The organism is Pseudomonas batumici, from assembly GCF_036585405.1.
In the GTDB taxonomy this organism is placed as follows: domain Bacteria; phylum Pseudomonadota; class Gammaproteobacteria; order Pseudomonadales; family Pseudomonadaceae; genus Aquipseudomonas; species Aquipseudomonas batumici.
Genome location: NZ_CP144470.1, coordinates 3,778,892 through 3,790,557, shown reverse-complemented (window position 1 = coordinate 3,790,557; position 11,666 = coordinate 3,778,892). Strand labels below are relative to the sequence as shown.

General features: G+C 63.0%; 9 protein-coding genes. 4 read left to right on the top strand and 5 right to left on the bottom strand.

Annotated features, from left to right (window positions below):
* Positions 1-42 precede the first annotated feature (42 nt).
* Positions 43-1,281 (top strand): NRAMP family divalent metal transporter, encoded by a 1,239-nt coding sequence (locus NUH87_RS17090; RefSeq protein WP_338521918.1) that lies wholly within the window; start codon positions 43-45, stop codon positions 1,279-1,281.
* A gap of 25 nt (positions 1,282-1,306) precedes the next feature.
* Positions 1,307-2,563 (top strand): TerC family protein, encoded by a 1,257-nt coding sequence (locus tag NUH87_RS17085; protein ID WP_338521916.1) that lies wholly within the window; start codon positions 1,307-1,309, stop codon positions 2,561-2,563.
* Positions 2,564-2,576: 13 nt separating this feature from the next.
* Here the strand turns inward: NUH87_RS17085 and NUH87_RS17080 are convergent, their stop codons facing one another.
* A complete protein-coding gene (locus tag NUH87_RS17080) occupies positions 2,577-3,464 on the bottom strand; it encodes a LysR family transcriptional regulator (protein WP_338521914.1) in 888 nt (295 codons plus the stop codon).
* A gap of 138 nt (positions 3,465-3,602) precedes the next feature.
* On the opposite strand from NUH87_RS17080, the gene NUH87_RS17075 reads away from it, so the two are divergent.
* Positions 3,603-5,252: a GMC family oxidoreductase gene (locus NUH87_RS17075; RefSeq protein WP_338521912.1), complete on the top strand. Its 1,650-nt coding sequence runs from the start codon at positions 3,603-3,605 to the stop codon at positions 5,250-5,252.
* Between the two features lie 100 nt (positions 5,253-5,352).
* Positions 5,353-6,972, top strand: coding sequence for an MFS transporter (locus tag NUH87_RS17070; RefSeq protein WP_338521910.1), 1,620 nt, complete (start codon positions 5,353-5,355; stop codon positions 6,970-6,972).
* A 226-nt stretch (positions 6,973-7,198) separates the two neighbouring features.
* On the opposite strand, the gene NUH87_RS17065 is transcribed toward NUH87_RS17070, so the two are convergent.
* From NUH87_RS17065 to glyQ, 4 genes are read right to left on the bottom strand one after another with little or no spacing between them, the layout of a single operon-like run.
* Complete coding sequence (locus NUH87_RS17065; protein WP_209437115.1) at positions 7,199-7,993, bottom strand: lysophospholipid acyltransferase family protein; 795 nt, start codon at positions 7,991-7,993, stop codon at positions 7,199-7,201.
* Positions 7,994-8,050: 57 nt separating this feature from the next.
* Complete coding sequence (gene gmhB / locus NUH87_RS17060; RefSeq protein ID WP_338521907.1) at positions 8,051-8,584, bottom strand: D-glycero-beta-D-manno-heptose 1,7-bisphosphate 7-phosphatase; 534 nt, start codon at positions 8,582-8,584, stop codon at positions 8,051-8,053.
* A gap of 9 nt (positions 8,585-8,593) precedes the next feature.
* Positions 8,594-10,648, bottom strand: a complete 2,055-nt coding sequence (glyS, locus tag NUH87_RS17055; RefSeq protein ID WP_338521905.1) for a glycine--tRNA ligase subunit beta — start codon at positions 10,646-10,648, stop codon at positions 8,594-8,596.
* Complete coding sequence (gene glyQ / locus NUH87_RS17050; RefSeq protein ID WP_040062988.1) at positions 10,645-11,598, bottom strand: glycine--tRNA ligase subunit alpha; 954 nt, start codon at positions 11,596-11,598, stop codon at positions 10,645-10,647. Before glyQ ends, glyS begins: the two co-directional genes overlap by 4 nt.
* Positions 11,599-11,666: the final 68 nt, after the last annotated feature.

The following is an 11,666-nucleotide window of genomic DNA, read 5'->3' as shown; positions in this document are numbered from 1 at the left end:
CCACCCTGTACAGATGCTCTCGATGAGCCGGGAACAGACATGATGCCAAGCGTTTCAATCCGCTCGAGCCGGCTGCGCCTGATGGCCGCCGCCGTGGGCCCGGGGCTGGTGGTGATGCTGGCGGATACCGAGGCCGGCAGCGTGATCACCGCCGCGCAGAGTGGCGCGCAATGGGGCTATCGGCTGCTGTTGCTGCAGTTCCTCATCATTCCCCTGCTGTATACCACGCAGGAGCTTTCGATCCGCCTGGGGCTGGGAACGGGCAAGGGCTTTGGCGAGCTGGTGCGCCAGCGGTTTGGCCGGGGCATTGCGTTGCTCTCCCTGGCGACGCTGGTCCTCAGTTGTTTCGGTGCCCTGGTAACCGAACTGAGCGGGCTGGCCGGGGTCGGCCAACTCTTCGGCGTCCCCCTGTGGGAAACCATCGGCGTGCTGGTGGTGCTGATCTTCGCGATGGTCTGCACCGGCTCCTACCATGGCGTCGAGCGCGTTGCGATTTGCCTCGGTCTGTTCGGCGTGGCCTTTATCGCCGTGGCCTGGAACGCTCACCCCGATCCTCGGCAGATCGCGGCGCAGTGGTACCAGATGCCGCTCCACGACAGCTCCTATCTTTATCTGGTGGCCGCCAACCTGGGCACCAGCGTCATGCCGTGGACGGTGTTCTACCAGCAATCGGCGCTGATCGACAAAGGCCTGGGCGCCCGGCACCTGAAAGCGGCGCGCATCGAAACCCTGCTCGGCGCGACCCTCTGCCAGATCTTGACCGCCGCCGTGGTGATTGCTGCGGCGGCGTGTTTCAACCGATCCGATGCCTCCTTCACCCTGACCAACGTGCCGCAACTGGCCGATGCCTTTACTGCTTCCCTGGGCCAGACGGTCGGGCGCGTGGTCTTTGCGATGGGCTTGGCCGGGGGCGCGCTGGTTGCCACCATCGTGGTCTGCCTGACCGTGGCCTGGGGCGTTGGCGAGGCCACCGGCCGACGGCATTCGCTGGAACAGCATCCCACCGAGGCGCCCTGGTTCTACGCGGCATTCGCCGCCATGTTGCTGGGGGCCGGGGCGCTGGTGGGTTCCGGAGTCAATCTGGTCGAGCTGTCGATCTTCACCGGCGTGGTCAATGCGCTGCTGCTGCCGGCGGTGCTGGGGCTTCTCTATTGGCTGGCGCGCACGCAGTTGACCGGGGCTTTCAGGTTGCAGGGGTGGTATGCGCGGGGGGTGGGCCTGGTGTTCGGGTTGGCCTCCCTCACCGGCCTGTTCTGTGGTGTGGGAGGTTTGTGGAATTGATGAAGACGGTTGCGGGAGCGGCAAGATGATCGGGTTGGATGCCGGGATGCAGGGGATCAACCTGACACTGCAGGTGTTCCTGCTGGACCTGCTGCTGAGTGGCGACAACGCCGTGGTCATCGCGCTGGCCTGCCGTCACCTGCCGGCCCGGCAGATGCGCCAGGCGATATTCGCCGGGATGGGCGTGGCGGTCGCCCTGCGGGTCCTGTTCACGGCGGTGATCGGTCTGTTGCTCAAGGTGCCCTGCCTGAAACTGCTGGGCATGTGCGCGCTGGTGGTGATTGCCATCAAGCTGCTGGTGGCGGATGAAGATGCCGAACACCTGTCGCAGCGTTCGGGCAGCACGCTGTGGTCGGTGATCGGGCTTATCGTGTTCGCCGACCTGACCATGAGCCTGGACAACGTGGTGGCCCTGGCTGCCGTGGCCCAGGACAACGTGGGGATTCTGGTACTGGGGTTGCTGCTGAGCATCCCGATGCTGATGTATGGCAGTTTGTTCGTCAGCGGGCTGTTCAAGCGTTATCCGTGGTTGGTCCCGGCGGGTTGCGCCTTGCTGGGTTGGGTGGCCGGGGATATCGGCATGTCCGATCCGCTGATCGCCGATTGGGTGACGGCCCAGGCACCGGGGCTGGTGTTGGCGATGCCGCTGGCCTGTGCGATTTTCGTGCTGGTGGAAAGCCGGATCATCCGGCGCAACCTGCGTTTGCTGCCCAGGCCTGAACCGGTAGTGCGCCAGGCCCGTGTGGATGAGCCACTGCCGGCCAGTGTGGTTCGACTGGTCGCGGCGGCAGAGGATATTCCCGGGGTTCGTGAACCCCTGCCTGCCGAGTCGCGCTCTCCCGAGACGCCTTTGCCGCCTGTGGATAACCCGCCGGTCGAGCCTTTGCCGGACGAACCGAACCGCAAGCGTCGATGGTACTGGGCCGGGGCGCTGGTGGCGGTACCGGTGCTGGCCTATATCGGCTATTCGGTGATCTATGTTGGCATCATCAATCGCGGCTACATGCCGACGCCCAGGCTGTTGAGCAGCTACGAGTGCCCTGGCTTCAACGGGCCGTTCATCTTTTTCTACCAGCATGGCAAGGACACCGTGCGTATTCGTGGCAGTGCCGGTTCCCTCGATGGTGCGCTGATCAAGGGCCGGCTGGAGTGGATCAATGCCACCCGGGCCTCGTCGCTGCTCGGCTTTACACCGCCCGAGGAAATCACCAATGACGATGCCACCTCCATTCGCATCAATGGGGGGAGCTTTTCGCAAATGGACTGTTACAGGAAAGGCTAGAGGGGCGATATTTTCACTGTGCCAGCAACACGCCCTGCTCACTCGCACACAACGCCAGCAGAAAATCCCACACCACCCGTAACCGCACGGACTTGTGCAACTCCCGCCGGGTACTGATCCAGTAGCTGCGCTGGATGGTTTCCTCCGGCAGCACGCGCACCAGCTGCGGATCGTCCTTGGCCATGTAGTTGGGCAGCACCGCAATCCCCAGCCCGGCCCGCGCCGCCTGTTGCTGGGCGATCACGCTGGTGCTGCGAAAAATCACATTCGGCGTGCGGCAGAAGTTGTTGAGGAACAGCAGTTCCTCGCTGAACAGCAGGTCGTCGACGTAGCCGATCCAGTTGTGTTGCGACAGGTCGTCCCGCTGCTGCAAGGCCGGCGCACGGGCGAGATAGTCCCGGCTGGCATAGAGCGCCAGGCGATAGTCGGTGAGCTTGCGGGTGATCAACAGGTCGGCGTTGGGCCGGTCGAGGTGGATGCTGATTTCCGCCTCACGATTGAGGATGCTGACGAAACGCGGCACCGCCACCAGTTCCACTTCCAGCCCCGGATAACGTTCGAACAACCCGCCCATGCGGGTGCTGAGAAACATGATGCCGATCCCTTCGGTCACCCCCAGGCGAATCTTGCCCAGGGGCGCGATGGCCTGGGTGATTTCCTCCTGGGCCAGCAACGCGACGTTCTCCATGGCCTCGGCATGCTTGAGCAGGGCCTGGCCCGAGGGTGTCAGCTCGTAGCCCTGGGCGTGCTGGACAAACAGCGCCGTGCCCAGGCTCTGCTCGATGGTCTCGATATGCCGGGCCACGGTGCTATGGGTGGTGTTCAGGCGCTTGGCCGCGGTCAGCAGGCGTCCGCTGCGCTGCAGCTCGAGAAAAAAACGCAGGTCGTTCCAGTCGAACATGGGGCTTCCTTGTGAATCGCGGGGTTCACCGGCCTTGTTTGAAAACGCACAGCACTTGCGCAAAAACGAAGGTTTTCATCTCGAAACTAATCAATAACATGAGGGGAGACAAGAACAATAAAAAAGGCGAGGTTGCCTATGCCATCAACCCACTTGCCCTATGACTACGTGATAGTCGGCGCCGGGCCCGCCGGCTGTGTGCTGGCCAACCGGCTGTCCGCCGATCCACGCAATCATGTCCTGCTGCTGGAAGGCGGCGGCCAGGACAACTACCCGTGGATTCATGTGCCGGTGGGGTATCTGTACTGCATCGGTAATCCGCGTACCGACTGGTGCTTCAAGACCGAAGCGCAACCCGGCCTGCAAGGTCGCAGCCTCGGCTACCCGCGTGGCAAGGTGCTGGGCGGCAGTTCTTCCATCAACGGCATGATCTACATGCGTGGCCAGGCCGGCGACTATGATCGCTGGGCCGCGCAAGGCAATCCGGGCTGGGCCTGGAACGACGTCCTGCCGCTGTTCAAGCACAGCGAAAACCACTTTGGCGGGACCAGCGAATTCCACGGCGACCAGGGCGAGTGGCGGGTCGAGCAGCAGCGCTACTCCTGGCAGATCCTCGATGCATTCCGCGATGCCGCCGCTGAAAACGGTATTGCCAGCGTCAGTGATTTCAACGCTGGCGACAATCAGGGCTGTGGATACTTTCAGGTCAACCAGCGTTCCGGCGTGCGCTGGAACTCGTCGAAAGCCTTCCTGCGGCCGATACTCAAGCGTCCCAACCTGACGATCCTGACGGGTGTCCAGGTCGACCGGGTGAACCTGGAAAACGGTCGTGCCTCCGCCGTCGTCGCCCGCTGGCAAGGTGAGGAACATGTGTTCAATGTTCGCCGCGAGATCATCCTGTGCGCCGGCTCGGTCGGCTCCCCCGGCATTCTCCAACGTTCGGGCATCGGCCCACGGCCCTTGCTGGAAAACCTCGGGATCGCGGTTCGTCACGAACTGCCCGGCGTCGGCGGCAATCTGCAGGATCATCTGCAACTGCGGCTGATCTACAAAGTCAGCAATACCCGCACCCTCAACCAGGTCGCCAATAGCCTGTGGGGCAAAGTCGGCATGGGCCTGCGCTATCTCTACGACCGCAGTGGTCCGCTGGCCATGGCACCCAGCCAGTTGGGGGCGTTCGTGAAGTCCTCGCCCGAACAGGCCTCGGCCAATTTGCAGTACCACGTGCAGCCCTTGTCGCTGGAGCGCTTCGGCGAGCCGCTGCATCGGTTCCCGGCCTTTACCGCCTCGGTGTGCAACCTGCGGCCGCTGAGCCGGGGACGGATCGATATTCGTTCGGCCGATCCGGATGTGGCGCCGTTGATCGACCCGAATTACCTGAGCGATCCCGAGGATCTGAAAGTCGCGGCCCAGGCGATTCGGCTGACCCGGCATATCGTCGACTCCCCTGCCCTGCGGGTGTTCAAACCCGAGGAATACCTGCCCGGACCGGCGCTGCAAACCGAGGAGCAGCTGCATGAGGCGGCTGCGCGGATCGGTACGACGATCTTTCATCCGGTGGGCACCTGCCGGATGGGCAACGGTCCTCTGGATGTGGTGGATGCGCGGCTGCGGGTGCACGGCGTCCCGGGGTTGCGGGTCGCCGATGCGTCGATCATGCCGGACATCGTCTCCGGCAATACCTGTTCGCCGACGGTGATGATTGCCGAGAAGGCGGCGCAGATGATCCTGGAGGATGTTTCGGCTATTTCCGACATTCGAACGGCGGAGATTCCGGCTGGCACCTAGCATCAATACCGCAAGAGCGGATTCCGGTGACGGTCAGCCGGAGTCCACAGTGGAACAACAACAATAATCACTGTGGCCCCCAGGGCCGAGGACAGGGCAAATGTCGGACTACATCGAACAGCCGGTGAGTGCAACCGTGAGCACCGGCAAGGAAGAACGGAAGATCATCTTTGCGTCATCCCTCGGGACGGTTTTCGAGTGGTATGACTTTTTTCTCTATGGCGCCCTGGCGGCGGTGATCAGCAAGCAGTTCTTTGCAGGGGTCAACGACACCACGGCGTTTATCTTCGCCCTCATGGCCTTTGCCGCGGGCTTCCTGGTACGGCCTTTCGGCGCCCTGGTGTTCGGGCGCCTGGGGGACATGATCGGGCGCAAATACACCTTCCTCATGACCATCGTCCTGATGGGCCTTTCCACCTTTGCCGTCGGCCTGTTGCCGACCTACACCAGCATCGGCATCGCCGCGCCGATCATCCTGGTCCTGCTGCGCATGCTCCAGGGCCTGGCGCTGGGCGGTGAATACGGCGGTGCCGCGACCTATGTGGCGGAACACGCCCCGACGGGCAAGCGCGGCTCGCATACCGGCTGGATTCAATCCACCGCCACCCTGGGTCTGCTCCTGTCCCTGCTGGTGGTGCTCGCCAGCCGCGCGATCAGCGGCGACCAGTTCGAAGTCTGGGGCTGGCGCCTGCCGTTCCTGCTGTCGATCTTCCTGCTGGCGATTTCCACCTGGATCCGCCTGAGCATGCACGAGTCGCCGGCCTTCGTGAAAATGAAGGCCCAGGGCAAGGCCAGCCGCTCGCCGATCCGCGAATCCTTCGGTTCCTGGCAGAACCTGAAGATCGTCCTGACCGCCCTCTTCAGCATCAACGCCGGGCAGGCGGTGACCTTCTACACCGCACAGTTCTACGTGCTGTTCTTCATGACCCAGATGCTCAAGATGGACCCGACCCAGGCCAATACCCTGCTGATCATCAGCGTGGTGATCGGCGCGCCGTTCTTCGTGCTGTTCGGCTGGCTGTCGGACAGGGTCGGCCGCAAGCCGATCCTGATGCTCGGCCTGCTGTTGGCGACACTGTGCTATTTCCCGCTGTTCAAAGCCTTGAGCCATTACGCCAACCCGCAGATCGACGCGGCCAGCCGGCAGGCGCCGATCGTGGTGATGGCCGACCCGGCGACTTGCACCTTCCAGTTCGATCCGGTGGGCAAGGCGCGTTTCGACAGCCCGTGCGACAAGGTCAAGACTTTCCTGGTCAAACAGGGCCTGCCCTATAGCTCACAGGCCGCGGCGCCCGGGGCGAACGTGACGGTGTCGGTGGGTGAACAGAAGATCGGCGGCTTCGACGAAGCGGCGATGCGTTCGGCGATCACGGCGGCGGGCTACCCGGCCAAGGCCGATAGTGCGTCAGTGAACGAACCGATGGTGGTGCTGCTGATCGTGTTGATGATCCTGATTGCCACCATGACCTATGGCCCGCTGGCGGCGGTGATGGTCGAGCTGTTCCCGACGCGCATCCGCTACACCTCCATGTCGCTGCCCTACCATATCGGCAACGGCTGGTTCGGTGGGTTCCTGCCCACGGTTTCCTTTGCGCTGGTGGTCTACACCGGGGATATCTTCTATGGCCTGTGGTACCCGGTGCTGATTACCGGGGTCAGCCTGCTGGTGGGGCTGTTCTGCCTGAAGGAAACCAAGGGTGTGGATCTCGACAAGGTCTGAGGGGGTCGACAACCTTGTGAACGCCACACCTGTGTAGGAGCCAGCAAGCTGGCTCCTACAAGTACCCTGAAAGACCGGCATCAAAGCCGGTTTTTTTATCGCCAGAAAAAACTTATGCACGATTTACAGCAGAAAGTCATACAGAAAAATAAGTAACAAAATCATCTACTTACGTTATTTTTCTGAAGACAATCCAAATCTTGTGCACAAGTTATCCACAAGTACATCAAACCGCAACAGGTGTCTCTGCCGCAGGCGCCGGCGGCAAGGACCCCATGTCCCGCTGGGTCTGCTCGTTCCAGGCCTGGACCCGGTCGTTGAGCTCGGCAATCGCCCGTGGCCCGCTGCCTTCGGCCGTCATCGGCGCACCGATCACCACCGTGATGGTGCCGGCTTTCTTCGCCCAGCCGGTCTTCGGCCAGAACTTGCCGGCGTTGTGGGCAATCGGCAGTACCGGCAGTTCAGCGTTCACCGCCAGTGCCGTACCGCCCCGGGAAAACTTGCCGACCGTGCCGTACGGCACGCGGGTGCCTTCCGGGAAGATCAGCACCCAGACATGGTCCTTGAGCAGCTCATCGCCCTTCTTCGCCACGTGCTTGAGCGCCGCCTTCGGGTTGTCCCGGTCAATGGCGATCGGCCGCAGCATGGCCATGGCCCAGCCGAAGAACGGCACATACAGCAGCTCGCGCTTGAGCACCTGGCTCAAGGGCGAGAAGTAGGCCGACAGGAAGAAGGTTTCCCAGGTGCTCTGGTGATTCGACAGAATCACGCAAGGGCGCTCGGGTACGTTCTCCGCGCCCTTGATCTCGACCGTGATCCCCAGGAAGACCTTGGTCAGCCACAGGGCACAGCGGCACCAGAACACGTTGATGAAGCGATAACGTGCCTTGAACGGCAGGAACGGCGCGATAAAAAAGCTCAGGGAGCACCACAGCAGCGAACTGGTGCCCAGCAGCAGGTAAAAGAAAAAGGTTCTGATGGCCTGCAGGATCGACATAGCGGCATTTACCGTTGCGGGCATTGCCCGCCTATAAAAAGCGCTTCCCGAACAGTCCTTGGTCAGGAGGTCAGAAGAGCTTCAGTTGTGGATAAGTTCTGCGGCAACCGCCGCCAGATCGTCAAAAACCAGGGTGCCCACCGGCAGGGTTTTACCCAGTGTCTTTTCGCCTTTACCGGTTTTTACCAAAACGGGCTGACAGTCGACGGCGTGTGCGGCCTCCAAGTCACCGAGGCTGTCGCCGACAAACCATAGCCTAGCCAACGGCACGCCGTAATGCTCGGCGATGGTGTGCAGCATGCCCGGCTTGGGTTTGCGGCAAGCGCAGCCTTCGTCCGGCCCATGGGGGCAATACACTACCAGGCCGAGCTCGCCGCCCTGCTGCGCCACCAACGAACGCAGGCGCTCGTGCATGGCTTCCAGGGTGGCGATGTCGTAGTAGCCGCGAGCGATGCCGGACTGGTTGGTGGCCACCGCCACCGTCCAGCCGGCCTTGCTCAACTGCGCGATGGCTTCGATCGAGCCGGGGAGTGGAATCCATTCCTCCACCGACTTGATGTAGGCGTCGGAGTCCTGGTTGATCACCCCGTCCCGGTCGAGAATCAGCAGCTTCAAGACGCGTCCTCAGCCCAGCAGCGAAATATCGGCGACACCCAGGAACAGGCCCCGCAGACGCGCCAGCAGCGCATAACGGTTGGCGCGCACCTTGGCGTCTTCGGCATTGACCATCACCGCTTCGAAGAAGGCGTCGACCGGCTCGCGCAGGGCGGCCAGGCGCGCCAGCGACTCGTTGTACTGGCGTGCCGCGGCCATCGGCTGGACCGCCTGGTCCGCCTGCTGGATCGCCGAGTACAGCGAGAACTCGTTGGCGTTGTCGAAGTACTTGGCTTCCACGGTGGTCGGAACGCTGCCTTCGATCTTGCTCAGCAGGTTCGACACGCGCTTGTTCACCGCCGCCAGGGCAGCCGCTTCCGGCAACTGGCGGAACTTCTGCACGGCCTGTACGCGCTGGTCGAAGTCCAGGGCCGAACCCGGCTTGAGGGCACGCACCGACAGGTAGGTCGCCACATCCACGCCTTCGTCTTCGTAACGGGCACGCAGACGGTCGAAGATGAACTCCAGCACCTGGTCGGCCAGGCCTGCGGCCTTGACCCGGGCACCGAAGGCCTTGACCGCGAACTCCACGGTCTCGATCAGGTCGAGGTCCAGCTGCTTGTCGATCAGGATGCGCAGCACGCCCAGGGCGGCGCGACGCAGGGCGTAGGGGTCCTTGCTGCCGGTGGGCAGCATGCCGATGCCGAAGATGCCGACCAGGGTGTCGAGCTTGTCGGCAATCGCCACCGCCGCACCGGTCAGGGTGCTCGGCAGTTCGGCACCGGCACCGCGCGGCATGTACTGTTCGTTCAGGGCCAGGGCGACGTCTTCCGGCTCGCCGTCATTGAGGGCGTAGTAGTAACCGGCGATACCTTGCATCTCCGGGAACTCGCCGACCATCTCGGTGGCCAGGTCGCACTTGGACAGCAGGCCGGCGCGGGCCGCGCGCTGGGCGTCGCCGCCGATGCGCGGGGCAATGAAGGCGGCCAGTTTCGACACGCGCTCGGCCTTGTCGTAGACGCTGCCCAGTTTTTCCTGGAACACCACGTTCTGCAGGCGCAGGTTGAACTGTTCGAGCTTCTGCTTCTTGTCCTGCTTGAAGAAGAACTCGGCGTCGGTCAGGCGCGGGCGAACGACTTTCTCGTTACCGGCGATGATCTGTTGCGGGTCCTTGCTCTCGACGTTGGCGACGGTGATGAAGCGCGGCAGCAGCTTGCCGTCGACGTCCAGCAGGCAGAAGTACTTCTGGTTGTCCTGCATGGTGGTGATCAGGGCTTCCTGCGGCACGTCGAGGAAGCGCTCCTCGAAGGAGCACACCAGCGGCACCGGCCATTCGACCAGGGCGCTGACTTCGTCGAGCAGGTCCGCCGGCATGATGGCCGTGCCTTCCTGCAAGGTCGCCAGCTCGGTGGTGCGCTTGCTGATGATCTCGCGACGTTCGGCGGCGTCGGCCAGCACGTAGGCGGCGCGCAGGTCATTCAGGTAGTTGGCCGGCGAGGTGATGCGCACGCTGTCCGGGTGGTGGAAGCGGTGGCCACGGGAATCGCGACCGGCTTTCTGGGCGAGGATGGTGCAGTCGATGACCTGGTCACCGAGCAGCATCACCAGCCATTGGGTCGGACGCACGAACTCTTCCTTGCGCGCGGCCCAGCGCATGCGCTTGGGAATCGGCAGGTCGTTCAGCGAATCCTCGACGATGGTCGGCAACAGGCTGGCGGTCGGCTTGCCCTGGATGCTCTGGGTGTAGCGCAGTTTCGGCCCGCTCTGGTCGATCTCGCTCAGTTCCACGCCGCATTTCTTGGCGAAGCCCAGGGCCGCCTGGGTCGGGTTGCCTTCGGCGTCGAAGGCGGCCTGGCGTGGCGGCCCGTCGAGGTTGATGCTGCGGTCCGGCTGCTGGGTCTCCAGCTTGGTCAGCAGAACGGCCAGACGGCGTGGTGCGGCGTAGACCTGCTTGCTCTCGAAGCTCAGGCCGGCGCTTTGCAGGCCTTTTTCGATACCGGCGAGAAAGGCCTCGGCCAGGGTATTGAGGGCCTTGGGTGGCAGCTCTTCCGTGCCCAGTTCAACCAGAAAATCTTGAGCACTCATTGTGCAGCCTCCAACTTAGCCAACACTTCGTCACGCAAATCCGGGGTCGCCATCGGGAAGCCCAGCTTGGCCCGGGCCATCAGGTAGGCCTGTGCCACGGAACGGGCCAGGGTGCGGACCCGCAGGATGTACTGCTGGCGCGCGGTCACCGAGATCGCCCGGCGTGCATCCAGCAGGTTGAAGGTGTGCGAGGCCTTGAGGACCATTTCGTAGCTCGGCAACGGCAGCGGCTGGTCCAGTTCGATCAGGCGCTTGGCTTCGCTTTCATAGAAGTCGAACAGTTCGAACAGCTTCTCGACGTTGGCGTGTTCGAAGTTGTAGGTCGACTGCTCCACTTCGTTCTGGTGGAACACGTCGCCGTAGGTCACCTTGCCGAACGGGCCGTCGGCCCAGACCAGGTCGTAGACCGAATCGACGCCCTGCAGGTACATCGCCAGGCGTTCCAGGCCGTAGGTGATCTCGCCGGTCACCGGGTAGCACTCGATGCCGCCCGCCTGCTGGAAGTAGGTGAACTGGGTGACTTCCATGCCGTTGAGCCAGACTTCCCAGCCCAGGCCCCAGGCGCCGAGGGTCGGCGATTCCCAGTTGTCCTCGACGAAACGGATGTCGTGCACCAGCGGGTCGAGGCCGACGCGCTTGAGCGAGCCCAGGTACAGCTCCTGGAAGTTGTCCGGGTTGGGCTTGAGGACGACCTGGAACTGGTAGTAGTGCTGCAAGCGGTTCGGGTTTTCGCCGTAGCGGCCGTCAGTCGGGCGACGGCTGGGCTGTACGTAGGCGGCGTTCCAGGTTTCCGGGCCGATGGCGCGCAGGAACGTGGCGGTATGAAAGGTGCCGGCGCCTACTTCCATATCGTAGGGCTGAAGTACCACACAACCTTGCTCGGCCCAGTATTGTTGCAGGGCGAGGATCAAGTCTTGGAAGGTACGCACGGCTGGCGTAGGCTGGCTCACGAAATTCACCTGTTACTTGGGCTGCGATTCAAAAGGCGGGAGTATACCCGATTCGGCCACGCGCACGC

Excerpts from the sequence above, each read along its gene's own strand:
- NUH87_RS17090 (WP_338521918.1), top strand. The coding sequence starts at position 43 with ATGCCAAGCGTTTCAATCCGCTCGAGCCGGCTGCGCCTGATGGCCGCC.
- NUH87_RS17085 (WP_338521916.1), top strand. The coding sequence starts at position 1,307 with ATGATCGGGTTGGATGCCGGGATGCAGGGGATCAACCTGACACTGCAG.
- NUH87_RS17080 (WP_338521914.1), bottom strand. The coding sequence starts at position 3,464 with ATGTTCGACTGGAACGACCTGCGTTTTTTTCTCGAGCTGCAGCGCAGC.
- NUH87_RS17075 (WP_338521912.1), top strand. The coding sequence starts at position 3,603 with ATGCCATCAACCCACTTGCCCTATGACTACGTGATAGTCGGCGCCGGG.
- NUH87_RS17070 (WP_338521910.1), top strand. The coding sequence starts at position 5,353 with ATGTCGGACTACATCGAACAGCCGGTGAGTGCAACCGTGAGCACCGGC.
- NUH87_RS17065 (WP_209437115.1), bottom strand. The coding sequence starts at position 7,993 with ATGCCCGCAACGGTAAATGCCGCTATGTCGATCCTGCAGGCCATCAGA.
- glyS (WP_338521905.1), bottom strand. The coding sequence starts at position 10,648 with ATGAGTGCTCAAGATTTTCTGGTTGAACTGGGCACGGAAGAGCTGCCA.